Annotated in this window: 18 protein-coding genes and 1 pseudogene; 12 read left to right on the top strand and 7 right to left on the bottom strand. The window is 36.3% G+C overall.

What is annotated here, in order from left to right; translation table 11 throughout:
* Positions 1-99: 99 nt before the first annotated feature.
* From B2727_RS07575 to B2727_RS07535, 9 genes are all read left to right on the top strand, one after another.
* Entirely contained in the window at positions 100-5,166 is a 5,067-nt protein-coding gene (locus B2727_RS07575; RefSeq protein WP_284082572.1) for an AAA domain-containing protein, read from the top strand.
* Complete coding sequence (locus B2727_RS07570; RefSeq protein ID WP_284082573.1) at positions 5,159-6,550, top strand: hypothetical protein; 1,392 nt, start codon at positions 5,159-5,161, stop codon at positions 6,548-6,550. Before B2727_RS07575 ends, B2727_RS07570 begins: the two co-directional genes overlap by 8 nt.
* Positions 6,551-7,001: 451 nt before the next feature.
* Positions 7,002-8,831, top strand: coding sequence for a hypothetical protein (locus tag B2727_RS07565; RefSeq protein ID WP_284082574.1), 1,830 nt, complete (start codon positions 7,002-7,004; stop codon positions 8,829-8,831).
* A complete protein-coding gene (locus B2727_RS07560; RefSeq protein WP_126132382.1) occupies positions 8,828-9,733 on the top strand; it encodes a sensor histidine kinase in 906 nt (301 codons plus the stop codon). The genes B2727_RS07565 and B2727_RS07560 overlap by 4 nt, the downstream gene beginning before the upstream one ends.
* Complete coding sequence (locus tag B2727_RS07555; protein WP_164546295.1) at positions 9,730-11,145, top strand: response regulator; 1,416 nt, start codon at positions 9,730-9,732, stop codon at positions 11,143-11,145. Before B2727_RS07560 ends, B2727_RS07555 begins: the two co-directional genes overlap by 4 nt.
* Before the next feature lie 683 nt (positions 11,146-11,828).
* Positions 11,829-12,038 carry a hypothetical protein gene (locus tag B2727_RS07550; RefSeq protein WP_005202660.1) on the top strand — a complete coding sequence of 70 codons (210 nt, stop codon included), beginning with the start codon at positions 11,829-11,831 and terminating at the stop codon, positions 12,036-12,038.
* A 38-nt stretch (positions 12,039-12,076) separates the two neighbouring features.
* On the top strand, positions 12,077-13,954 hold the full coding sequence (locus B2727_RS07545) for a potassium transporter Kup (protein WP_005202661.1): 1,878 nt from the start codon (positions 12,077-12,079) through the stop codon (positions 13,952-13,954).
* Positions 13,955-14,504: 550 nt separating this feature from the next.
* The gene (locus B2727_RS07540; protein ID WP_005202662.1) at positions 14,505-16,166 is read left to right on the top strand and encodes a phosphoethanolamine transferase; all 1,662 of its coding nucleotides are present in this window, start codon (positions 14,505-14,507) and stop codon (positions 16,164-16,166) included.
* A gap of 245 nt (positions 16,167-16,411) precedes the next feature.
* Complete coding sequence (locus tag B2727_RS07535; protein ID WP_017402236.1) at positions 16,412-17,032, top strand: thiol:disulfide interchange protein DsbA/DsbL; 621 nt, start codon at positions 16,412-16,414, stop codon at positions 17,030-17,032.
* 212 nt (positions 17,033-17,244) lie between these two features.
* On the opposite strand, the gene xseB is transcribed toward B2727_RS07535, so the two are convergent.
* The 3 genes from xseB to B2727_RS07520 all read right to left on the bottom strand — a co-directional run bounded on the left by xseB (position 17,245) and on the right by B2727_RS07520 (position 20,220).
* On the bottom strand, positions 17,245-17,442 hold the full coding sequence (gene xseB, locus B2727_RS07530) for an exodeoxyribonuclease VII small subunit (protein ID WP_004652856.1): 198 nt from the start codon (positions 17,440-17,442) through the stop codon (positions 17,245-17,247).
* Complete coding sequence (gene xseA, locus B2727_RS07525) at positions 17,435-18,703, bottom strand: exodeoxyribonuclease VII large subunit (protein ID WP_005202674.1); 1,269 nt, start codon at positions 18,701-18,703, stop codon at positions 17,435-17,437. The genes xseB and xseA overlap by 8 nt, the downstream gene beginning before the upstream one ends.
* A gap of 158 nt (positions 18,704-18,861) precedes the next feature.
* A complete protein-coding gene (locus B2727_RS07520; protein WP_081400820.1) occupies positions 18,862-20,220 on the bottom strand; it encodes an amino acid permease in 1,359 nt (452 codons plus the stop codon).
* A 320-nt stretch (positions 20,221-20,540) separates the two neighbouring features.
* Here B2727_RS07520 and B2727_RS07515 point away from each other — a divergent pair, with 320 nt between their 5' ends.
* A complete protein-coding gene (locus tag B2727_RS07515) occupies positions 20,541-21,326 on the top strand; it encodes a POTRA domain-containing protein (protein ID WP_349677307.1) in 786 nt (261 codons plus the stop codon).
* Positions 21,313-21,699 (top strand): annotated as a pseudogene (locus B2727_RS07510) (VOC family protein); the annotation flags it as partial. The gene B2727_RS07515 and the pseudogene B2727_RS07510, both read left to right, overlap by 14 nt.
* Before the next feature lie 81 nt (positions 21,700-21,780).
* Here B2727_RS07510 and B2727_RS07505 read toward each other — a convergent pair.
* Together B2727_RS07505 and B2727_RS07500 are read right to left on the bottom strand one after the other, a co-directional pair.
* Positions 21,781-22,560 carry a TorF family putative porin gene (locus B2727_RS07505; protein ID WP_005202698.1) on the bottom strand — a complete coding sequence of 260 codons (780 nt, stop codon included), beginning with the start codon at positions 22,558-22,560 and terminating at the stop codon, positions 21,781-21,783.
* Positions 22,561-22,685: 125 nt separating this feature from the next.
* Entirely contained in the window at positions 22,686-23,135 is a 450-nt protein-coding gene (locus tag B2727_RS07500; protein WP_005202700.1) for a winged helix-turn-helix transcriptional regulator, read from the bottom strand.
* Between the two features lie 96 nt (positions 23,136-23,231).
* Between B2727_RS07500 and B2727_RS07495 the strand changes: the two genes are divergently transcribed.
* On the top strand, positions 23,232-24,455 hold the full coding sequence (locus B2727_RS07495; RefSeq protein WP_005202702.1) for an MFS transporter: 1,224 nt from the start codon (positions 23,232-23,234) through the stop codon (positions 24,453-24,455).
* A 70-nt stretch (positions 24,456-24,525) separates the two neighbouring features.
* Here the strand turns inward: B2727_RS07495 and B2727_RS07490 are convergent, their stop codons facing one another.
* Complete coding sequence (locus B2727_RS07490) at positions 24,526-25,404, bottom strand: copper resistance D family protein (RefSeq protein WP_005202706.1); 879 nt, start codon at positions 25,402-25,404, stop codon at positions 24,526-24,528.
* Between the two features lie 78 nt (positions 25,405-25,482).
* Positions 25,483-25,854: a copper resistance CopC family protein gene (locus tag B2727_RS07485; RefSeq protein ID WP_005202707.1), complete on the bottom strand. Its 372-nt coding sequence runs from the start codon at positions 25,852-25,854 to the stop codon at positions 25,483-25,485.
* Positions 25,855-25,866: the final 12 nt, after the last annotated feature.

Here is a 25,866-nt window from a genome sequence, read left to right as displayed (position 1 = left end):
TTTGGGTTTGAATATTTATTCTTTTATTGAGTTGGTTTTGAATATTTATTCTTTTATTTAGTTTGTTTTTAATATTTATTCATTATGGGTTTAGCTTTTATGTCTTTAATTATTAAAACTCAAGCAAATGGGATTCATCAGCACGAAACAAAAGCAATTGCTAAAATTCGTGAGGCATTTAGTGTTGAAGATGAAATGCAAAAAAACAGCCCTTGGTATGGCTATGCAGGCTATACCTTAGTAGACAAAACCACTAAAAAGGAGGGTGAGTTTGATCTAATCTTGGTGACTAATAGCATCATTATTGTGGTTGAGTTGAAGGATTGGAATGGTAAATCAATTAAATCAGCTAACGGTAATTGGTACATGGATGATCGTGACATGGGGATTTCCCCAGTTTCACTGACACGCCAAAAACAATTCATTCTTGTCAACAAGCTTAAAGCACTTAAAGATAAATTCACAGGTAATCCAGGATTTGTTCCTAGAGTTTATTTTTTTGTTGTAATGTGTGGAAAAGTTAATTTTTCTGGATTACCAGAGGATGAAGCAAATCATGTCATCAGTATTGATAAGTTTATCAAATTTGCTAACAAAATCGCATTTAATAAAGAATTTAAACCACATCCAAATGCTCAGCATTTAGATAAGGACTTTGGCTTAATTGATAAAATCTTTGTTAATAATGATATGCCACCTAAAAAGGTTATTGTTCAAAAGTATAAGCAGGAGGAAGAGCTCCTTGCTCATCCTCAAAAAATTTATACAGAGTATGAGGCAACATCGACCATTTCTCGTTCTGATAAAGCATTAATCAGACAATGGCATTTTGCTAACTTTAAGGAAATGAGCCTTCAATCACCAAAGCAAAGGGCTAAATTACTAAATCATGAACGTATCATTAGTGCCGAATTTCAGCAAAGTAACCAATTATATAAGACTGCTCTTGTCCCTTTGATCATGCCTGAAGAGGATCAAATTACTGCACAGTACAATGAGTTGGTTGAATATCGGCAAAGACATCTCCGTTTCAATGATTTTATCACTACAATCAACCCTAATTTATCTGAGGAAGATAAATTAGATTTGATTCAAATTTTAGTGAGTAAATTCGCTGAAATGCATAATCTAGGTATTTCACATGGAGATATTAATTCACATTGTATTTGGATTTCTCCTCAAAAAGATATCGCTATTTCACACTTTTTAACTTCTAATTCAGAAAAAATCGATAATCAGATTGAAGACTTACAATCATGTCTTACATTTCTTCCTAGAGATTTTCAAGCTAAATTAGCAAACGTATCTGCGTTTAAAAAAGACGTATATATGTTAGCAATAGTTGCTTGGCACTTATGGGAGAATAAACGTTTAACCCCTAAAGCATTAAGTAATTTGTACGTTAATAGTGACCATTGGATTGCTGACTTAGTAAAAAAAGCAATTACTTTTGAAATTAATGATGCTAGTCAATTGCTTAGAATGTTTAATTCGAAAAGACCTACACAAGCAGTAGAGTTTATTGCTGATGTTGCTTTATTACATGAATTTGTTACAGCAGATAGAATATATAAGATCTATCCAGAAGATGACATAATCTACGAAGATAAGAACATCAGTCTATATCGTTCAGATGATCTTCTTGTAAAAGAGTGGTCTGATGTTCATTTGGATACATTTTCATCAAGTGACATTCTTAAATATCAACATTTTTTCGAGCGACTTAATGAGACTACAGCTCAAAACTTATCATATTTACCGAATATAGTACGATATGGTATTTCAACAAAGTCTAGATCTTTATTTGTTGTTTGTGATGTTGTTGACGGTGTAAAAGTTGACGAAATTGAAGCTGAAAAAGAAAGCAGATTGCTGTTGGCTGCTAACTTGGTAGAAGCGATCATCCATTTACATAAATTGGGCTTACCAATTGGTCGCATTAATCATGATAGTGTGCTGTTCAACTCAGAAAACAGCAGTTTTGTTTTCAATGATATTATTGATATCAGACCATATTTAGATCATAAGAGTGAATATTATCCTGCACATATCGAAAACCCTACCAGTGAGCAGTGCCATAACTATGCCATTATGTATATGGTTTGCCAAATCCTTAGGTTTAAAATAGGTGATGATAGTGCAGATTTTAAATGGATTAGTGATGCTGTAAAACTTGAGCTCAATGAAACAGAGTTTCCTTTAGGTGATTTAAATCGTCTATTGGAAAGTATTGAAACTACGCAAATTAACAGCGATACACCAACCATTCGTATTCCAGTACCTGATAAATTCACTGAGCTACAGATTTTTGCCGATAATAAGCGTATCTATGCAGCTTTAGAGAAAGGTCGTAATGGTAATGACATTATGGTCAAGTTACAGGGGGTTGGGGGTTCAATTCATTTTATTTTAGATCCTAATATCAAAAGCATTCGCTTTGTGACAGGCGTGCGTGAATCTGATGTTGTGCCGCATTACGTCATAGAGCAGGCTGTGCTAGAAATAGATATTAACTTAAATATTGAGCATTCAATTGGTAGACCAGATTACACAGAACTATCAGATTTCCTATTTAACTTGAATGAATTTTCAACAGCAATTGATGATGTTTTACAAGATCAGTTTAATGACCAAGAGGAGATCTTGGAGTTAAATACTGATTTTCCTCAGTCAACTGATGTGTTGGATATTGATCAGCAGTTACTAACTCATGATTCGCAAAATACTAGTGTCACAGATGAGTTTGTAAATAAGATAGCATTAGATACTATCCATAGTGATATCAATAAAGCCACAGCTTTAAGTATAAATACAAAAAAATTATGGAAAGCAATCTTAGAAACAGAGACGGAAGCTTTACCATACATTGTTTTATCACAACCGTTGCAATTGGTTGATACCAAAATTTATATTGCAAAATATGAAGATGATAACGATGTATTAGACAAATTTCCGAAAGATGCGTTAATTAGCTTAATCCATAAGACTATTGATTTTAATGGTGAGGATAGAGAGTTCCGTGTAGGTGATATCGATATTCAAAATTCTCTAGCAGGGGAGTTAAGAATTAAAGGCGTAAAACATGCCGATAAAATTAAGGTAGGACAAGTTTTATATTTACGTACTAAAGCGGATAAATCATCATTCCTTAAACGTAAAAATGCATTAGAACAGATATTAAGACGACAATCTGATATCCCTAATTTAGTTGATTATTTTGAGCCAGCCTCACAAATTATCCCCAAGAATTATGATATTACTGTTTCGGATAAAGACTTCGAAAGATACGATCAGAAAGATGAAGATGAAAAAGTAGTTGTCAGTCTGAATGACCTTCAGCGTGAAGCATTCCGTAAATTAATTAACTTTGGTCCAGTCTCAATTTTACAAGGCCCACCAGGAACAGGTAAAACAGAATTTATCGCAGCCTTTGTCCATTATCTTTTTGAAAAGCAAAATGCCAATAATGTTCTAATGGTTAGTCAATCCCATGAAGCGGTCAATACTGCTGCTGAACGTATTCGTAAACACGCTCAACGTTTAGATACACCACTAGAAATAGTACGTTTCAGTAACAGAGAAAGTGCCGTATCAACAAACCTAAAAGATGTGTATTCAGACTCGATTATTTCTACACACAGAAATCTATTTTTAACTGAGATGGAAGAGAGGGTTCTATCTTTGAGTCAGTCGATTGGTATTGATAAGAAATATCTAGCGTGTGCTTTGTTCTTGAAAGTAAATCTTTTTGGTCATTTATCAAGAATGTTGGTTTCAGCAGAATCTGAAGATGGGAAACTATTGTCCAAAACCGAGTGGAATGGATTGTCGGTCAAGCTAATTGAACGTCTCAAAGATTATTCACAAGAGTTATATTCTTCTTTAATTGGTCTGAATAGTCGCCAGATTTTAGATCGTGAAAATCAAATATGGGAAATGTTGGATGAGACTTTTGAAGTGCATGGTAAAGCTGCCAATAATGCAAAAGCACTTATACAAATTGCATTTGATTATGATCAATTAATTGATAGTCCAAATGCCAACTATGAAACTTATCTTTCTAAGACACGGCAATTTATTTGCGGAACTTGTGTGGGGATCGGTCATCATTCGATTGATATTGCAAATCAAACTTTTGATTGGGTCATTATTGATGAGGCTGCGCGATCAATTTCTTCAGAATTAGCTATTGCAATGCAATCAGCTAAACGTGTTTTGTTAGTTGGTGATCACAAACAATTGCCTCCTTTATATTCACCAGAACATGCTAACGCTTTGGCACGTAAATTAGGGTTTTCAAAAAATCGTATAGAGGCAAATCTGATAAGTGATTTTGAACGCCTATTCACATCTCCTTATGGTCAGGCAGTACAAGGTAAGTTACTTGTTCAATATCGTATGGCACCAGCGATTGGTGAAATGGTCTCAGCATGTTTTTACAATAATGAGTTAAAAACAGGAGTGATTGAACCATTTGATAAGCCTTATCAAGAAGATATGGTACGAGTAGTACCGAATATTTATTTTAACTCTTCAGTTCAAGAACTTCGCTCTACTGTGGCATGGGTTGATACATCTGAAAAGTATAGTGATGGTGTAGGTACAACTTTCTATAACAAACATGAAGCTCGTAAGATTATGGCAGTGTTAGAGAAAATTCACTCAGATGAGCAATTATTGAAAGAGTTAAAAGACAGATCAAAGCCAAATGAGCCACCTATCGGCATTATTTGTATGTACGGCGAGCAAAAACGATATTTACGTAAGCAATTTAATTCAAAGTCATGGAATGAAGAATTTAGATCCTTAGTTAAAATCGATACTGTTGATAGCTATCAAGGAAAAGAGAACAGAATTATTATTTTATCTATTACACGTAATAGTTCTGATAATAAAATTGGTTTTATGAATATGCCAAATCGTATTAATGTGGCTTTATCTCGAGCGATGGATCGGCTGGTAATTTTTGGTGCATCTCGTCTATGGGATATGCCAAGACATAAAGAAAGTCCATTAGGATTGGTTCTTAGCTATATCTTGGAGCGTACAAATGATGATCAGCATTATCAATATATTGCTGATCAGAAACTTACACCAACTAAAAATTCTAATTCATTGAAATTTAAATATAAAACAAGTTCGAATCGAGGTGGCAATCATGAGTAATTATAGTATTCCTTATCATGATATTGATATCTTAATTCCTTCTCAAAAGTTTGAAGTAAACTTTAGTTATACATCAAGTCAAATGCCTAACTTCATAGATTCTATGATTATGCGTTTATTGCGTATAAGCCCATTGTCTGTGAAGAATATCGCTAAATTTTTAGGGATGAATCAGCGAGAGTCTCGCATTGTATTAGATCAACTCATTACGAATAATGAAGTTGAGCTTCAGCAAGATGGACTTTTTCATTTGACTAATAAATCAATGAAATATTTCACCACGGTAGATTCAATACCGAAAGTTGCATCTATTTTGGAGCATACTCACAGTTTAATCTATGAATTAACCAATTTTAATTATATTGCTCAAAAGCCAGATAACAATATGTATGGCATTAAATTGATTGCGACTAGTACTCATGCTGCAAATAGTGAAAATATCGTTAGGGATCGATTTCAGAAGCAATTTTATCAACTTATTGAAGAAGATATTATTACCTTAAAGAAAATGGAAGGCAGACCTAGTATTTATAAAATGGGTACAGTAAAAAAGATTAAAGAATGTACTGTTCGTAAGTCGCTCGATCTCCATGTTGATGCTCAGGCTGAACCACTGGCCATAAAAGTATTAGACTCGATTATGAGTGATGAACTCAAAGATAAAACTTATCAGGCTTTGGGACAAAGTAAAAAGGGTAACAATATCCGTGATATTTTGAATAATCTAGATGGGTTTGAGCAGTTAAAGCTTAATCAATATTTTAAGGATGGCCGTTTTCTAGCACCTAATGCTTTATTTGATAGCCTTAACCCTATTGAAAGCAAATCATCAGATGAAAATCATTTGTTTATTGGTCCTTGTTATAGTCAGAGTAATTCAAAGATTATATTGAATAAAATTAAAGAAAGCATTGTTAAGAATTCTCAGGTCAGCAGTATCTACTGGTTAGCGCCAGATGATGCCTTTTGGGGTAAATCACTAAGATTTAATACTTTTATTAATGCTTTAGGACAAATTAAGACTAAACAGAATACTGATTTACATCTGAAATGCTTTTTACCCATGCATGATGAACAAGATCGAACTTCTGTAAATAATTATCGTAAGATTATTGCTAAAGATCAGCAAAAGTATTTTTATGGGATTAAGGAAGGGATACTTGACGGTAACGTTGAACTTATTGTTGTTAAAAATGAATTTGCTGTAGTTGTTCTACATGTTTTAGACTCAGAAGCTGAGTATTTAACATCATTTCCTTTTGGTTCAATTAGTTATGATAAGCAGCTGGTGAATGGTTTAGTTAGTTTGTTTGAAGCATGGGAAAGACCAAAAGATGAAGGTGGGATTAGTTTTGGTCAAATATTTAAAAATAGCCAATCGTAAGTAATATTTTTACTAGTTCAAATTAAGTGATTCATACTCAAAGTTATGAGTCCTTAATATTTGTGTATTGGTCTGGAATATTCTGATTAATGGATGTGTTCTCATCCTGAGGTATACGAATAAATTTCTTAATGTTGAGATCCTTGGTAACTTCCTCAGGGATACTGAATTACGTTCAACAATAAAAGACTTTCTCTGTTGCACAGGCCAGGGGAACTTAAACAAATGTCGCTATTTTAAAATCATAGGGTTTATATGTTTATTAACCAAAAAACTTATATGTTTTGGTTGTTTTTCATTAAAGTAATTTTTTCTAAATAAAAAATTCTACACGTTATTTTGTAGAGTCAATAATTTATTTTTATAAAAATCAATTGAATAATTGTGTACATGAAGTGCAATCGTTATTATACTTTTCATAAAGTAAAAATTGATAATTTGGGAAATCATAATGTATATAGAAAGATTACAAATAGAAGAGGGGTTCTTAAATGGTCTAGATGTTGATTTAACATCTGGTTTAAATGTTGTAATTGGTGCAAGAGGTACAGGAAAAACTTCTTTAATTGAGTTGATAAGATTTTGCTTGGATGTCAAGGGTTCAATTCATGAAAACAACAAAAAAAGTCATGAGCATGCCTTGTCGATTCTTGGATCTGGTCAGGTAACATTAACTTTATCTATAAATGGAAAAAAGATAATCGTGAGCAGAACCGCCTCTGACCCATTCCCAAGATATAATGGCGAGTTTGATATTCCTTTAATTTTTTCACAAACTGAGATTGAAACAATTGGGTTAGAAGCTACCGGAAGATTAAGGTTAATCGATAGCTTTTTGTCTTCAAACGTCATAAATGAAACTGAAGAAAAGAAAGTTCTTGCGATAATTGGTTCTTTAACTGTTGAGATATCTAGTCTAAGAAAAAATATTCAAGAACTCAAAGATCAACTAAAAAACTCCGTCCAGATTGATGAAGAATTAAATGTTGCCTTAAGTGAAGAACAAAAAGTCGCTCAAGGTTCACAAATAATTCAAACAAATGCAGCACTGCTACAAAATTTATCAAATGAAATCTCAAATATTGCTTTAAATGAAGATTATTTAAAGCGACAACAACAAGAAATCTATAGTTGGTATAATAAAATTAAAGAAGCTTTTGAATACCAAATAAATATTATTCAAAATACAACTTCACCTAGCATACAGTCCCTTACTGTTAAAGTAAATCAAGTTAGAGAGTTATTAAAAAATGCCCATGATGAAATTGCAATATCATGGCACGATTTAGATAAAGAAATAAAAAATTTTTCAACTTTTAAGCTTGCAAAAGAAGCTGAGGCTAGAGATTTAAGAGTAAAAATTGAGTCTTTACAAGAAGGGGCTGGGCTCATTATGAGAAGAGGGCAAGAGCTTAGAGAAAAAAAAGCTCGTTATGAAATTATCACTTCACATTTGAATAATAATGAGAATAGTTTAAAGGATTTTTTAAAGAAAAGAGATGAAGAGTTTAGTAAGCTTGAGCAAATTAGACTAAAGCGCTTTTCAGAAAGAGCTTCTATTGTCAATGTTCTGAATAATAAATTAGGTCCAGCAATAAAGTTAAGTATAAATAGAAATGGGCAGCAAAATCAGTTTAGCGCTCTAATTTCAGACTCATTAAGAGGAAGTAATTTAAAATATAATGAAATTGCACCAATTCTTTCTAACTGTATTACTCCTAGGATGCTGTTAGAAGCCGTAGAAAATTTCGATGTAGAACTAATCTCTGATATTTCAGGAATTAATTCAGATCGTGTTGCACGTATATTAAATCATTTAAACAATGCAGACTTAACAACTCTAGGTACTATTGATATTGATGATAACATAAGCATGAGTCTACTTGATGGATGTCAATATAAAGATATTACAACATTATCTACTGGGCAAAGATGTACTGTAGTTCTACCAATTGTATTAACACATAATGAAAAAGTTGTAATAGTTGATCAACCTGAAGATCATATTGATAATGCTTTTATTGCAAAAACATTAATTCATGCAATTTTATCACGAGATATGAGGAGCCAAATTATTTTCTCTACTCATAACCCTAATATCCCAGTATTAGGCAATGCTGATAATGTTATTCATTTAGATTCTGATGGCAAAAGAGGATATGTAATGGCTAAGGGTGAATTAAACCAAGAAGATATTGTTGATTCTATTTCTACAGTAATGGAAGGTGGAAGCCAAGCATTTGCTTCTAGATCTAAGTTTTATGATCAATATCCAAAATGATTAGACAAGAAGCTTTAGATCTTCTTAATTCCGAGTCTCCACATGAAAGATTTAAAGCTGCTCATGCTTTAAATAAGGTAGCTATTCATGAAGATTTACGAGTTTTGAAAGAAGCAAAACACAGAGAGACAGATCTATATGTTATTAAAAGGCTTGAGGTAGCTATTTTTAGAATAGAGCAATTTATTGAAAAAGTTGAGCCAAATTCTGATCAAGATAATAATGAAGGCTATGATGAAAAGTTATTTGAGCATGCTAAAGCTCAAGCCATTGAATGGATTTCTGGCCTACTTTTACATGAAGTTGGTGCTAAATTAGGATTAGCATCTTATGAAGCATCTAATGAAATTACTAATTATGAAAACTCTAAAACAAAACATCATATTGATAATCTTTTAAATATTTTTGATGCTATTGAGTCATTGAGAAGAGCTACTAATACATCTAAGGCTGAAGAGTTTGATTTGGCAGAATTAATTGACAATGTAATAAAGGTTGAAAATATTTCTAAATCTGTCGATTTTATGGTGGTTGGAATACGACCATTAATTATTAATGGTCATAAAAATCTTATCCATTTAGCACTCTGTAATGGTATTAGAAATGCTATTGACGCTATATTAAGTCTAAAGGGACCTTTAATAAATAATATTTCACCTATTGTCGTTACATGGGGGGAAACTGAATCAGATTATTGGATAGCAGTATTAGATGATGGAATCGGCATATCTTCTTCTGTTAACCAATTGTTTGAGATAGGAAAAAGTACGAAAAAAGGACATACAGGTTTTGGGCTTGCTATTGCTAAACAAGCTTTAGAAACTTTAGGTGGATATATCTATTTAGAACCACAGAAAGAACGAGGAGTAAAATACGAAATGCGTTGGGAGAAAAAGAGTTGAATATATTAGTAGTCGAAGATGATAATGAATATATAGCTATTATTTCAGAAATAATCAAAAAAGAAGCGGCAGAAAGCTCAATTGTTATATGTGAAAATAAAAAAGATGCACTGAATAAAATTAGTGAGGACTATTTCGATCTAATTTTATTAGATTTCAGTATACCTACTGAACAGGATAAAATTGATGAGTCACCTGCTCATGGTTATGCCGTTTTTACCAGTGCAAGATCTATGGCACCTGGGACACCAATAATTGTATTAACAGGCTCATCTGGTGATGATTATTTTACCGATATTCTGGATCAAAGTGAAAAAAGTGATGTATGGGGGGGAGGGCTTGAGATTCAACTAGTTTCATTCCATCAAAAACATCGACTTGAAACATTTAAGGCTAAATTAAAGCCTTATCTAATAAATATAAAAGCTTTAAACGATATTGAACTTCTAAAAAATGATGTACATCTAAGTATTGAAGAAGATAGGATTTTAAGAATATTTTCTAGATCTGTAAGTGGAGTTTTATGTAACTTAACAAAAATTAATGGTGGATTATCAGGGTCTAAAGTTTTTCGAGTCATCGTAACGGCGGAAAATGGAGCAACCATTCATGATTCAATTGGAAAAATAGGTAGCATTAATTCAATTCGCGATGAGGATCAAAGATACGAGAGGTACATCCTCCGTTTAAATCCAGAAGCAACACCTAGGAAGCTAGCATTATTAGAACACGGTGCAAAAAATCAAGCTGGAATTTTTTATGGTCTAGCTAATGGATATACATTAAATGCATTCTCAAATGAGATATTACTAGATAATTGCGAAAATTTAGTATCTTGTCTCAAAAATCTTACAGCTAGATGGTGTGTTGATCAACAAGGTAGAAGGTCAATACGTGATATTAGACGACATACTTTATCTGATGAAAAAGCGGAAGCAATTTTCACTAAATTTAATCTTGAATGGGCACAAGATTTTGAAAGTCGAACTATTCAAGTACATTGGGGTGTCTCTCATGGTGATTTACATGGGTTCAATGTACTAACTTCCGAAAATGGTACTCCAACTATTATTGATTATGGTGATACCAGTGATGGTCCAAACTCATTAGATCCAATGACACTAGAGTTTTCATTATTTTTTCATCCAGATGGTCCTTTATGTAATTCAACATGGCCATCAGCTGAACAGGCAAAAAAATGGTATGACTTAGAGTTTTATTTAGTTGAATGCCCTTATCCTGAATTCATAAAATATTGTAGGAACTGGGCAAAAGATTTAGCCGTCGGAAATAGAGAAATTTCAGCTGTAAGCTATGCTTATTTAATTAGACAACTTGGATATAGTGATGTAAATCAAGAAAGAGGTTTAGCGTTACTTGATGGTGCTAAGTCATATTACTCCGAAACTTAGTTTTTAACTATGGTCTCAATTTTGTAATGTACAGGATTAAGATTATTCCAACTAAACTTATAGTTTTCTTAACCCTGTTGTAAATTCTCTTGGGAGTATTAACATTATATTTTAGATGTTTTTCTGAAAGCATCCAATGTATAACTAGTAGCTTTCCTCTTTTATTAGCTCAAAGTTCAGGAATTCAGATTTTTAATAGAACATTTTGACACAAAATTTGGCACAAATAATAGAATCTAGAAGATTCTATTAGGTTGTAGTTAATTGATAAATAATGAATTACACCTAAATAGAATCTATTGGATGTTTATTTATAGAGTTCGAATCTCACCGCTTCCGCCAAATTCAAAAAGCCCTTGTTATTGCAAGGGCTTTTTTCTTATCTGTGCTAATGCCATTTAAATTGGGAATATGAACCAAGGCCATCCCCCTTTACTCTGTGTGATATCGAACAAGTTCAACTATTAAAAAGCAAGCACCTAGAATGCTGGCTTCAGTACTATCTGGCCAAAGTAACCCAAACTTAAATTTATTTCTTAAAGTTAGATCTTCGAATGTGGTTTTAGGAGAGCTTGGACATGTTGTGCTTAGATGACGTCACCTAAAAATTTACGCAAATTTTACGCGGCCATTTTTTTAAGTTTATTAAAATACACTTTGCAATCATTCTTATGGATAGGTTAATGGGTTTCTTTAATACATCTGATCAAGACAATCATGTTCATAACTTGCTTCTTAATAAAAAAGAGATACTGATGGAGTATCGCGTAGATGTGCTGGTCGAAAAATATATCGGTGCATCGAAAGAAATACAGCAGATTATTGTTCAGATTCTTAAAGAGAGAGGGTATTCTTCACGAGAAATAGAGCATATGCTTAAAGAAAATAAATGACCAAAGTCGTGCCCTATAACAGTTAAAGAAAGCTCATTATGCAAAATACTACAAAAAAAGCAGCATTACCTGCCACAGCGTTGGCAGCGCTCGGGGTGGTCTTTGGAGATATCGGAACAAGTCCTCTCTATGCATTAAAGGAATCCTTCCATGCGGCTCATGGTTTGGGGATTCAACCTGAAAATGTATTAGGTATTTTGTCGATTATCTTCTGGTGCTTAATGCTGATCATCAGTATTAAATACATCGCGATTGTCATGCGTGCAGACAATAATGGTGAAGGTGGGATCATGGCTTTATTGGCCTTGAACCTACGTAAAGCGAAATTATCAGAAACAAAAAAAATCTATCTGATTGCGATTGGTTTTATCGGAGCATCTTTATTCTTTGGAGATGGGATTATTACCCCAGCCATCTCCGTTCTTTCTGCAGTTGAAGGTTTATCCATTGCCACCAATGTGCTTGATCCTTTCATTGTGCCCATTGCGATTGTGATTGTGACCACGCTGTTTTTGATGCAGAAACATGGCACAGCCTTTGTCGGTAAGTTTTTTGGACCAATCACCTTAGTCTGGTTTTTGTCACTTGGCATTTTAGGTATTGCCAGTGTGATACAGACACCAGTTGTACTGGGGATGGTGAGTCCACACTGGGCAATACAGTTCATTTTCACTCATCCAGTTCAGTCTTTCTTTATTATGGGGGCCGTGGTGTTAACCGTCACTGGAGGAGAAGCGTTATATGCCGATATGGGGCACTTTGGCCCCCGTCCGATTCGTTTTGGCTGGTTCAGTGTCGTGTTGCCTTGCTTGGTTTTAAACTATGCAGGCCAAGGTGCACTATTACTGCGACATCCCGCAGCGATTGAAAACCCATTCTATTTATTGGTGCCAAGTTGGGCGTTATACCCGATGATTATCTTGGCGACTATGGCGGCAGTGATTGCCTCACAAGCGGTTATTTCTGGGGTGTTTTCCTTGGCACGCCAAGCAATTCAATTGGGTTATTTACCAAGATTAGGGATTAAACATACTTCTGATTCAGAAGAAGGGCAGATTTATGTGCCTTTTCTAAACTGGCTATTACTGATTGCAATTTTAATTCTAATTTTAATCTTCCAGACCAGTTCAAACCTTGCCAGTGCCTATGGTCTAGCGGTTACATTAACCATGCTCTGCGATACGATTTTGGTTGCAGTCTTTATTTATTATGCTTGGAAATGGAGTCTACCAAAGGTATTTTTACTTATTATTCCATTTTTCATTCTAGAGTCAGTTTTGGTTGCCGCAGCATCTTTAAAAATATTCTCAGGTGGTTGGGTGCCATTATTAATTGGTGCTGTAGCAATGATCATTCTAATGACTTGGAAGCGAGGTCGAGAGCTCACTTTTGCAAAGCTTGAACATGACACATTGTCACTCGACTTATTCATAAGAAGTATTGGCGATAATGTACATCGTGTGCCAGGAGATGCGGTATTCCTGACAGGTACGCCGAATGTGGTTCCACATGCCATGTTGCATAATATTAAGCACAATAAAGTGTTACATGAACGGAATATTCTGGCGACTGTGGTAATTGAAGATGTCCCTTATGTCCCGCAAGAAGAGCGTATTCATGTTGAAACTTTAGATAATCATTTCTATCGGATTAAAATTTTCTATGGATTTAAAGACGAGCCGAATGTACCACGTGCATTGGCTCAAGCCTATGAGCAGCTAGAGTTTGAATACGATTTGATGCAGATTAGCTTCTTTATCTCACGTGAACGTATCATGCATAGTGTCGGGGATGGCATGGCACCTTGGCGGGAGCATTTATTTATTTCAATGCAACGTAATACCAGTCCAGTCAGTGATTTTTATCAAATCCCGACCAACCGTGTAGTAGAACTGGGTAGCCAGATCGAAATTTAAGAATGTGTGCTAAGCATCTTAATTTAGCTGTGATTGCTTTAACCAAGCTCAAAAAGCCTTTGTGATAACAAGGGCTTTTTGTTGCTTGTACTTTCCGATCATCATGAGCGTTAACACAGACCTGAGGGAACAGTATGATATTCAATATGAGAATGTTCAAGCATGATGCTTTCATTTCAGCTTCATTTAAGCAAACCGTTCTATTCTAAAACCCTAGTAAAGCCGAACAAGCATTGTTACACCTTTTGCCATATCCTCAGATGTGGTTTTTTTATGCCAGTTTTTTCTGTTTTGACTTTGTTTATACAGCTCGTAGTACATTAAATAATTATGGTTAAATTGATAGTAATATAAAATATTTTCTTTACTCTTAAACTTAATGGTGAATTTAATTTAGGATGACACGTAAATTACATTTTTGTCATATTAAAAAAATAGATTAAATTTGAGATATACTTTTTAAAGTAAAGTTGTTTACTTTTTCGGGTTTTGTTTTTAATTTTTATTTATTTCTAAAAAAGCTGGGGTGTCTGGTTTTCGGGATTTTAAAATGCTTTGGCTTAAAAATATATTTGGAAGAGATATTTCATTATTATGGTTTAATTTTATATTGGCAATCTGGCTGGGTCTATTTTTGAACTTTTCATTCTTTGTGAAAATTCAAGATCTAACCCCTTATTCAGGTATCCAAAGTTTTCTATTTTTGATTGCTTCTATATTGGTCGTGATCTTTACATATAATTTTATATTTCAGATTTTTAACTGGCGTTGGACTGCAAAACCCATTGCGATTTTTCTGATCTTAATTGGCGGATTTGCATCCTATACCGTAACTTCACTTGGTGTATGGATTACTTCTGATCAAATCCAGAATATGATGCAAACCAACTTTACAGAAGCACGAGATCTTTGGTCTTGGTATCTTTTGGCTTGGGTCTTGGGACTGATCATTCTGCCTATTTTTGTTTTTGCTAGGGTTAAAATTAGACATGAAGCTAAACCCTTTATGTTTCAATTTACTCAAAAAATTATAACTGCTGTTGTTTCTTTATCTATTGTCATCGTTATGCTGTTTATTTTCTATGTCGATTTTGCAGCTATTTTCCGTGAAAATCGCAGTTTAAAAGGAATGATTTCGCCACAAAATATGATTAGCTCTTTTGTTTCATATTACAAAAAGAAGGCACCAAAAAAGAATCAACCCTTCATCAGTTATGGTGAAGATGCCAAGCTTTTACAACGTGAAAATGCATTACCCAAACTGATGGTGCTTGTAGTGGGTGAAACAGCCAGAGCTGAAAATTTCTCTTTAAATGGGTACAGCAAACTCACCAATCCTGAAATGGCTCAACAGGACATCTTGAATTTTTCTAAAGTGAGTTCGTGTGGTACAGCAACGGCTGTTTCTGTTCCCTGTATGTTTTCGGGGATGCCACGTAAATCCTATGATGAGCGCTTAGCCATTCGTAGAGAGGGCTTGCTTGATATCGCGCAACGTGCTGGTTATCAGGTCACTTGGATTGAAAATAATTCTGGTTGTAAGGGCGTTTGTGACCGGGTTGAGATGTATAAGATTGCAGAACCGATTCAGAAAAAATGGTGCAAGGGGGGAGAATGTTTTGATGAGATTTTAATTGATAGTTTGCAATCCTATCTAAAATCGATTCCTCAAGGGGATACACAACCTCGTTTGCTTGTATTGCATCAATTAGGCAGTCATGGTCCAGCGTATTACAAGCGCGTCCCGCCCCAATTTAAAGTTTTTAGGCCTACATGTGATACCAATGCCATTCAGGGGTGTAGTCGTGAAGCTTTGCAAAATACCTATGACAATACTTTGTTATATACCGATTATATCTTGAGCCAACTAGTTGAAACTTTAAAACAGAATACACAATATGAAACAGGCTTATGGTATTTGTCTGATCATGGGGAATCTACAGGTGAAAGTGGTATGTATTTACACGGAGCCCCTTATATGATTGCACCTCAACAGCAAACACATATTCCGATGATCATGTGGTTTTCTGCACTTTGGAAACAGTCTAATCCTGAGCAGATAAAATGTTTGTCGAATCAAAAAAATGAAGTATTGAGTCAGGATAATTTATTTCCAACAATGTTAAGTTTATTGGATATAAAAACGAAAGTTATTGATGCTGAAACGGATATGCTAGCGACTTGTTCATCCATATCGAGTAAGGTTAATTAAGTAGACGAATTTGTTTATTTTTGTGATGTGATATTTATTTTAATCGTAAGTGTGTGGTAAAAATGACAGCTTCACGATATACATTCCTCCAGTGAAATATTTATATCGTTATCCCATTCATTTTTCGAAATGTTTGGGATTTTTTAAATGAGTAATCATTAAATCGAGGTTGATGTCTGATTAAAATATTTATTTTAATGCAGATATTACCTCGTTTAGAAGTGACTGTAAGAGCTATAAATTTAATGAAACATTTTATTTTAACCAGCGCGGCTGCAATTGTTGCAGTATGTTCAACACAGAGCATGGCCGCAGATTTTATTGCCGGTAAAGATTATACCGTGGTTCAAAATCCAGTAAAAACATCAGCGCCTGCTAATACAATCGAAGTGCGAGAGTTTTTTTGGTATGGATGTTCTTATTGCTTTAAATTAGAACCACATATGCAATCTTGGTTAAAGACCATTCCGAAGGATGTTTACTTTCTGCGTACGCCAGCAGCAATGAACCCGATGTGGGAACAAGGTGCGCGTGCATATTATGTGAGTGAGGCTTTAGGTGTACGTAAACGTACCCATCTACCGTTATTCCATACCAATTTTTCAGGTAAGGAAAAGGTTTTACAAAAAGAGGCTTTTGCTAAGTTTTTTACTCAATATGGCATTTCTGAGGCTAAATTTAATAGCAGCTATGATTCTTTCCCGATTACAGCAAAAATTGCAGAATCAAACCAATTGGCGCAAAAATATCAACTTACGGGCGTTCCAGCTGTTGTGGTCAATGGTAAATATATCGTCCAAGGCGGGGATAATAAAGTAGTTCAAGTGGTTGAATATCTTGTGAATAAAGAGCGTAAGACTCAGTAATTTTGCTGTTTGAACCGATGGCAGACCTTTAAAGTCTGTGTCGTAAATCAAGCGCTTATGAAGGTGTTGTCAGTAAGATTGCTACAACACTTCTTTGTTTATAAAATTGTTCACGATTTAAAATAAAGAGGCCGAGCCAGCGCTGCATCGTTTTTCGGCCTTGTCATGGTTTTATACAATTGATGATCAAACTGACTTCTTTATACTAAAAATTAACTCTCTTTAAAGGTTTCATTCAATGCTTGTTGCACTGCATCTACACGTGATTTACAGGCTTTGTATGCATTCATTGACTCCTCAACAATCTTCATTAAGTTATCAATATCAGGCTCTTCCTGAGCTTCGAGCAGCGCCGCATTTTTTTTGAGCAGGCTATAACCGTCTTTAAAGCTTAATTCTTTTTTACTCATGATCAATGACCTCTTTGATATGACTTACATTGGCATGGATGTAACCATCATGCATTTCAACCGCGATGCTTGAGCCGACTTGTTGCACAGAGCGAATTGCTTTGTTTTCACTACGCACAATGGCATAGCCTTTGGCTAAAACATGTTTGGGATTTTGCAGTAATGTTTCCCGCATCAAGGCTTCGATTTGGGTCGAGGCTGTTTTAAGTTGCTGTTTCGCAAAATATTGTAGGGTTGATTTAGCAACTTGAAGGTGTAAATTACTGGCGCTGATTTGATTCTCAGCCTGTGATTTGATGACACTCATCAATCGATCATTTTGGCTTTGATAGGCGGTAATCTGATGTTGAGACAGTAGTTTGATGGTTTGTAGATGATTGACGACATCTTGTGAGCGTTCTGCAATCAGATTCCGAATTCCTGCAATGACTTTACTGGGTGTATCAAAGGAACGATGTGCAATCTCATCTAAAATGGTTCGGTCTTTTTCATGTCCAATACCCACCCAGATCGGGACTTTACGTTTACACAGCAGGGCAGCCAGATCATAGTCATTTAAATAAGCTAAATCGTTGACTGCACCACCACCACGAATGATCACGATCAGATCTGGCGGTAGGGTATAATCTTTTGCCCACTGGCGTAGCCCTGAGCCTAAAGACTCCATAATACTGTGTGCGGCGGTATTACCTTGAAAAGTCGCGGTGTGATAAACAAATTGACAGACACCGGCTTGATGTAATGCATCGGCATCTTTCTTGAAGTCACCTAAACCTGCTGCATTTTCCGGAGCAATCACCAGAACATTTTCAATATCAAATGGGGCGGGTAGTTCCTTATTAAGATGAACCAATCCTTCACTGCTTAATCGCGCAAGAATCTGTTGATAACGCTTTGCAATATCGCCCAAGGTAAAGCTTGAGTCGATATCTTCAATATTGACCGAAAAGCCATATTGAGGATCAAAACGAGCCTTGATTTTAATTAGCACATTTAAATCTTTTGATAGTTCAATACCACTTTCGCGCTCAAACTTGAGCACCATTTTAGCCGCAGTGAATTTCCAAATCGTGGCTTTACAGCTTGCGATGACTTTATCGGTATCTTGTTCTTTTTCTGCCAGTTCAAGATAGTAATGCCCACCTTTAATATTTAAATTCCGAATCTCGGCTTTGACCCAGACAGGCTCATCAAAAGACAGGCGAATGACTTCCTGTACCGCTGTGAGATAATCGCTAAGAGAGAATTGAGGTTCGGACATTGGATTGAGTGATAAAGGGGACAGCACTATAGTAGCAAATTGAGTCAGCTGATAACAAATCAGGCCTAAGATGTCGAAACTTATGCTTTAGATCGGCAGATAACGCATCTACAACGTATTCGTGTTGAACCCTGTAGATGCGAATGAGTGGCCATGTTTTAAAGTGATTTATTCCATTTCAAGACTTTAAATAATCCGAACATAAACATGATCCAGACCGGAATTAGAATCACAGACTCTTTAAAGCCTTGGGTCCACATGATGTACAGAATCATGACAATAAAGGCGAGAACCAGATAGTTGCTAAGTGGCGAGAACAAGGCTGGAAATTTTACAGTCTTGCCTTCTAATCGAATAGCCTGTTTAAATTTTAAATGGGTAAAGCTAATAATCGCCCAGTTTAGAACCAAGGCAGCGACAGCCATATACATCAGGTGGCTTAGCGCTTGTTCTGGCACAAAATAGTTCAGTAAGACACAGCCAAAAATCAAGATAGAAGAAAAGATCACCGCTGGCATTGGTACGCCTTGCTTGCTGACTTTGGCAAAAATCTTAGGGGCATTACCTTGTACTGCAAGCCCGAACAGCATACGACTATTGGCATACATGCCGCTGTTATAAACCGAGAGTGCTGCGGTCAGAATAATAAAATTGAGTAAATGTGCGGCCCAATCAATGCCCAGTTGACTGAAAATCATCACGAAAGGGCTTTTATCCAAACCACCCAGATCAAGTTGATTCCAAGGAATCAATGACATAATGATCGCCAGCGACGCTACATAAAAAATCAAGATTCGGAAAATCACCTGATTAATGGCTTGAGGAATACTTTTTTCTGGATTTTCTGCTTCAGCTGCAGTCATACCGATCAATTCAATGCCGCCAAAGGCAAACATTAAAAAGGCCAACATGTAAAACAAGCCTGAGAAGCCATGCGGAAAAAATCCGCCGTGTTGCCATAAATTAGTAAAGCTTGCAGTCGAATCAGCTCCCGCAGTCAGTAATAGGTACAAACCAAACAAGATCATTGAAATGACGGCAACAACCTTGATAATGGCCAACCAGAATTCGGATTCGCCATAAAATTTCACATTGCCCAGATTTAAGCAGGTGACGACAATGAAGAAGAACAAAGTCGAGATCCACGCAGGGATATGTGGCCACCAATAATGGATATATTTGGCAATCGCTGTCAGCTCAGTCATTGCCACTAAAATATAAACCACCCAGTAATTCCAACCTGATAAGAATCCAGCAAAATTTCCCCAATATTTTTGTGAGAAATAACTAAAAGAACCCGCTACAGGTTCTTCTACAATCATTTCACCCATTTGTCGCATGATTAGAAATGCGATCAAACCGACAATGGCATAGCCTAAGATAATCGAAGGACCTGCGGACTGGATTGCCTGAGCTGAGCCTAAAAACAGACCTGTACCCACAGCACCACCCATCGCAATCAATTGGATATGGCGGTTTTTTAGTCCACGTTTTAATTGGGGAGAGGAATTACTCAAAATACGCTGCGCTGAACAAAAAAGAAGTGATTGTAATGGATCGCAAGGAGATCGACTAGTTTAGATAGGAGAATGCAGCTGTAATTTTATATCCCTATTTAGATGTGGATATTTCAACATTAAATTTTGATCAGTTTTATTAGAATACTTATCTTCTCGTATTGAAAATCATAGGCAAGGTTAATTATTTCACTAATAAATATAGTGACTTGGTTATCTATTAATAAAAAAAACTTAAATCATTTGTTATTTCTATTGAAAACTAAGTTGAATTTCGTACAATACAGTCTTGTCTGTATTGTGTATGAAAAATGTAGGAAATGTATAGAAAATATTTCATGATTCCGCTGATCATATATTCAGGCTTTAGCTATGCCGAAGATCAGGTGAGTCAACAACAGACCCGAGATTATCTTTCTCAGAAACAACAGATTGACCAACTCACTCAATCTGTTGCGCCATTTATTCAGTTACAGCAAACAAAGGTTGATTCAAGCTATCCTTGGTTACAAAAAGAACCGATTTGTTTTGGCATTACATCTTTAGAGGTTGATGTTCCAAGCACACATCCCAGTATAAAAACCGCAGACTTTAATCGCATCTTTAAAGAGCTCAAGTATTCAGACAATAAGGTTTTAGGCCGCTGTATTGGTGAAAAAGGGCTTTCGGGCCTCGTGAATTACATCAATGAGCGACTGGTTCAATTGGGTTATGTGTCTACTCAAGTGATTGTACCTGAACAGGATCTTGCGACAGGACATTTACGTTTAACTTTAATCCCTGGATTGATTGGGGAAATCCGACTTAAAAATAGTAAAAACCAAACTTTGAATTACCGTTTGCCTATGCACGCAGGCGATATCCTCAATATTCGTCAACTGGAACAAATTCTAGAAACCTTTGCCCGTTTACAAGGGATGCAGACCAGTTTCGATATCTTACCCAGCCAAAAAAGTGCTGAAAATGCAGGTTATAGCGATGTCGAGATTGTATGGGAGATTCGGGAACAAAACTTTATCACTGCTGGATTGAATGATGCAGGCAGTAAAAGCTCTGGAAAATACCAAGGCTATGCCAGCTATGCTCTAGAAAGAGCAGGTTTTTGAGGTTGAAAGAATTGAAGTTGGTGATTTTGTCGTTGGACAAAATAGTATGATTATGAGTATTCATGGGGTTCATTTTCATTTGCTGGATGAAAACCCAGATTTCCAATTGCTGGCACCTACCCAAGAAAGCTATATCCCGATTTGGTTTAATATTACCGTCACTGATATCGAGAAAACATTGCAGCAAGCAGTTGATGCGGGTGCCGCGGTGATTCAGGCGGTACAAGATATGCCTAAAATGGGCATCAAAAATGCGATGTTTAAAGATCCTTTTGGCTATATGTGGTTATTACATCAGATACTTGAAGTGGTAGATTATGAAACTCGGGCTCAATTATTGGAGCAACAAGGTTTTCAGCGTAAATCTAGTTAATAAATCAGTCGATAAAAATGCGATGTCATACAGCAAGTCTGCATATTGGTTGATGCTTGCTGTACTTCGCTTAATTTTATTCTAAAAGGACTTGGTCAGGCTAAACACGGCGGCGGTTTTAACACCTTTTTTATTGCTATCGAGATAACCTGTGTGATCTAGGTCGGTTCCAATCGCAGCCAGTTCCGCACTTAAGTTCATCGGTTTATAGTTATAATTTGCGCCAATTTTCCAATCGAAGAAATGATCTTTTGCTTCTCCACCATAAATGGCTTGGTTGGCTTTGGAATAGCCTAAGCTTGCAACTGCACCAAAGCTGGTTTCGGCAATGGGAGTGGTATATAAAAGATTAAAATACCAATTTTCGACATTTTCACCGACGCTTTGGCGAGTGGCTTTGCCTCCATATTGCGGGGTATAGCTCACACTTGGGCTAAAGCTATCATTATCTTTCAAAGCATTATTGATGATTAGTTTGAGATAATACTCATTATAATTTAAATCACTTTTACCGACATAATGATAACGCAGCATACCGAGATCAAGAGTAGGTTGGAATTTCCCTAAGCTGATTGGAGTGGTATAGCCAATAAAAGGATCGAGTTCTAAGTGTGCTTCATTACCAAAATCGACATTTGAAGCAAAAGCCGCGGCATAGAATCCAGAGGAATGGCTTAAAAGAAAATTACCTTGCAAGGCTGCATCATTTTGGGTTTGAGTTTGACCACGCCAGCGATATTCACTGGCTAAAGCGACATTCCCACTCAGCACGAAATTCGATGTTGCGGGCTGATCTGATGCTAACGCATCGTTTGAAGCTAAAACAGTTGTTAAAACCAGCACACAATGAAAACCTTTCATAACATCCTCAGCATATGAGTTAAATTTGATGTGATGTATATTAGGTTTTAATTGATTGATAAATAATAAAATGATCGTAAATTCTGCGTAAAGAAAGCATAAATTTTTAACGTATATTTTATAGGCTATAGATTCACTTTTAATACTTCTGTTGTATCCGCGTCTAAGATATGTCCTTTACTTGAGCTGAGTGTCATTAAAGGCACAGGTTTTTGGGTGGATTTTTCAATCAGGACAGAATGCGCTTCATTTTTCCCAAATAGATATTGTTCACCCCATTGACGTAATGCAACCACGATCGGGAACAGTTGTTTTCCTTTATCCGTCAAAATATATTCTTGATAGGCTGTGCCATCAGACGCGGCTCGCATTTCTAGAATTTCAGCATCAATTAATTTATGCAGTCTGTTGGACAAAATATTACGCGCAACACTCAGACTACGTTGTAGGTCACCAAAGCGATGTATCCCATCCATCACATCTCGAATAATCAGCAATGACCAACGATCTCCAATCACATCAACACAACGTGCAACAGGGCAAGGTTCATCTACGGAAGTTTTATCGAGTGACATCGCATTCTCGGAACAGTTGAATCAGACTAGTTGCATTTTAAAACTAGATCGCTTATGGTTCAAGTAGTTTTAATTTGAAACTGGTTTGGTGCTGCGATGAATAGTCCCTGTACATCGGCTTTATCACAAAATGAAAAGCATTGTTTAATCCAGTCCAAAAAATTGCCGACCCGTTTGGTGTGGCTATTTGCCATTGCAAGTGGTCTGAGTGTTGCCAATGTTTATTATGCGCAACCATTGCTTGATGCAATTGCAACGGATTTGGCAATCAGTTATGCCGCTGTTGGCAGTGTCATTCTCGTGACTCAACTGGGTTGTGCGATCGCTTTATTGTTGTTAGTTCCATTGGGAGATCGAGTCGATCGTAGACGATTAATGCTATTACAGCTATTCGGATTGGTGCTTGCATTGACTGCTGTAAGTATCACTAAAACGGCTGTAGGCATATTTGCAAGTATGTTTGCTGTTGGCATGTTAGGGACTGCCATGACGCAGGGACTGATTGCCTATGCTGCAAGTGTTGCCGAATCCAATGAGCGTGGATATGTCGTAGGTACAGCACAAAGTGGCGTGTTTATCGGATTGTTATTAGCACGTGTTTTTGCTGGAGGTGTGAGCGATTTAGCTGGATGGAGGAGCGTATATTTTTGTGCAGCCACACTGATGTTGATGATTGCATTCCCGCTTTGGAAATCCTTGCCAGTACGATCCAATACACAGAATATGTTGGCTTATCCTCGTTTGATTTTGTCGATGTTAAGTTTGCTTTATCACAATAAACTATTACAAATACGAGGCATATTGGCATTGCTGATGTTTGCAGTGTTTAATATTTTTTGGAGTGCACTGGCTTTATTGTTGAGTTCCCCTCCTTATCAGTATTCCCATACCGCTATTGGTGCATTTGGTTTGGTTGGGGCACTGGGGGCATTAATGGCTACAAAAGCTGGACAATGGGCAGATCAAGGCTTTGCACAAAGAACCAGTGCATTTGCCTTGCTCATCATCTTATTGTCTTGGTTGGCATTCGCTCAAATGGAATATTCAATTGTGGCATTAATCATCGGTATTTTATTACTGGATCTGGGCGGGCAAGCTTTACATGTCACCAATCAAAGTATGATCTTGCAAACTGGACAGGACAATCAAAGCCGCTTAATTGGACTGTATATGTTGTTCTATGCCGCAGGCAGTGGATTAGGAGCAATCACTACAACCATCACCTATGCAAAAGCGGGATGGTATGGCGTTTGTCTACTGGGTGCCTGCGGAAGTCTAATGCCATTATTATTTTGGTACTTAACGCGGCATGCTAAATAGTCATTAGACACTATGTAGAAACATCAGGTGAATTGAGAGATATTAAAATCAGCATCAACATTATCGTAAATCACTCAATCCCGACCACAGTCGTAATATACGCTGTTACCATGAGAATCACAAAGCCTAGAGACATTTCAAACAAAATGGCATAACCCAATTGTTTGGCAAATTGGGGTTGTTGCAAACGTGGGGTGAAATACCATTTATTAAATGCAGCTAATAATAAAATGCTAAAAACAAATAACAGTTTAATGATAAAACCTTGTCCATAAGGCGTTGTGAGGAGGGTATCAGCATCCTTAAACAACAGCAGGGCAATGCTGGCGCCACATGCAATTAAAATCACCACAATAAATGCCGCAATCCGCCCAAATAAATGCATAGCCTGTTTTAATGGCAGTCCACTGATGCTGTGGCTGATTTTCCATAAAGGATACAGTGATCCCATCCAGACAGCCATTAAAAGTACATGGATGGTCAATAGCAGCTGGGCAAAAATGGATAAATTGGTCACATGACCCAGTTGAGAAAAACTATATACAATAAGCACTAAGGGTATAGCGAAGAAGATTCTCTCAAAGCTTCTGATACGGGTACTTTTTTGATGAAGTCTAACTAAAAGCAGTACAAGGATTAGTGCAAAGCTGACAATACGAATCAGATGAATATGCCCCGTGGAGGTATTCAGCACAATATTGATATAGGTCAAATCAAACATGCCGAAGAGGCCGCTGTTTGCAAAGCTACCGATCAAAAGCAAGAAAGCTAACGCGCTAGAGATCAATCCTAACACTGCACCCAATGTCATATATTGGACAATGGTACTTTTTATTGCACTATAACGGCCTAATAGGAAGTAGCAGAATGAACCGCCAATGACCATAATCATGCCGAGATAAAGGCTTATTTTGTTAAACCAAGCGGCAAATATCCAATATTCAGACATTATTTTTATTCCTTGGGATGAACAACTTACTCATTGATCGAGTTGGTAAATTGTTCATATCTCGTTATTAGCGATGTCTTATTTAAAGCTGAAACTATATTCACCATTCATGTTATGGCCGTCTTTGCCCATGGTGCTCCAAAGCACGGTATATTTGCCTTTTTTCAGTGTAGGGATGGCAATATCAAAGGTTTTTTTCAAGTCATGGCTGACTTTATAATTCAGCGGCAATTCTCGGCGTTGTTCATCTAACACTTGGATCTTCATTAACATCACCTCATCACCAAAATTAAGGCTTAGGTTTTTAGGTTGGGTTGAAACAACGGTATTTGCAGCAGGGCTAGCACTGATCAAGCTGACATGAGCAAAGGCCGTGGATGTGGCGATGGTTAGGGTTGTACCGATGATCAGGTTGCGCAACATGGTTTTACTGTTTTGTACAAGACTCATTTCTTATCCTCT

Origin of the sequence: Acinetobacter sp. UBA991, from assembly GCF_002292065.1 — a bacterium.
Classification (GTDB): Bacteria; Pseudomonadota; Gammaproteobacteria; order Pseudomonadales; family Moraxellaceae; genus Acinetobacter; species Acinetobacter higginsii.
The sequence above is the reverse complement of the archived record's forward strand: the minus strand, read 5'-3'. Positions and strand labels throughout refer to the sequence as shown.

Coding starts and splice junctions, on each gene's coding strand:
- B2727_RS07505 (WP_005202698.1), bottom strand. CDS start 22,560: ATGAAAGGTTTTCATTGTGTGCTGGTTTTAACAACTGTTTTAGCTTCA.
- B2727_RS07545 (WP_005202661.1), top strand. CDS start 12,077: ATGCAAAATACTACAAAAAAAGCAGCATTACCTGCCACAGCGTTGGCA.
- B2727_RS07565 (WP_284082574.1), top strand. CDS start 7,002: ATGTATATAGAAAGATTACAAATAGAAGAGGGGTTCTTAAATGGTCTA.
- B2727_RS07500 (WP_005202700.1), bottom strand. CDS start 23,135: ATGTCACTCGATAAAACTTCCGTAGATGAACCTTGCCCTGTTGCACGT.
- B2727_RS07570 (WP_284082573.1), top strand. CDS start 5,159: ATGAGTAATTATAGTATTCCTTATCATGATATTGATATCTTAATTCCT.
- B2727_RS07575 (WP_284082572.1), top strand. CDS start 100: ATGTCTTTAATTATTAAAACTCAAGCAAATGGGATTCATCAGCACGAA.
- xseB (WP_004652856.1), bottom strand. CDS start 17,442: ATGAGTAAAAAAGAATTAAGCTTTAAAGACGGTTATAGCCTGCTCAAA.
- B2727_RS07550 (WP_005202660.1), top strand. CDS start 11,829: ATGGGTTTCTTTAATACATCTGATCAAGACAATCATGTTCATAACTTG.
- B2727_RS07490 (WP_005202706.1), bottom strand. CDS start 25,404: ATGTCTGAATATTGGATATTTGCCGCTTGGTTTAACAAAATAAGCCTT.
- B2727_RS07540 (WP_005202662.1), top strand. CDS start 14,505: ATGCTTTGGCTTAAAAATATATTTGGAAGAGATATTTCATTATTATGG.
- B2727_RS07535 (WP_017402236.1), top strand. CDS start 16,412: ATGAAACATTTTATTTTAACCAGCGCGGCTGCAATTGTTGCAGTATGT.
- xseA (WP_005202674.1), bottom strand. CDS start 18,703: ATGTCCGAACCTCAATTCTCTCTTAGCGATTATCTCACAGCGGTACAG.
- B2727_RS07560 (WP_126132382.1), top strand. CDS start 8,828: ATGATTAGACAAGAAGCTTTAGATCTTCTTAATTCCGAGTCTCCACAT.
- B2727_RS07515 (WP_349677307.1), top strand. CDS start 20,541: ATGTATAGAAAATATTTCATGATTCCGCTGATCATATATTCAGGCTTT.
- B2727_RS07485 (WP_005202707.1), bottom strand. CDS start 25,854: ATGAGTCTTGTACAAAACAGTAAAACCATGTTGCGCAACCTGATCATC.
- B2727_RS07495 (WP_005202702.1), top strand. CDS start 23,232: ATGAATAGTCCCTGTACATCGGCTTTATCACAAAATGAAAAGCATTGT.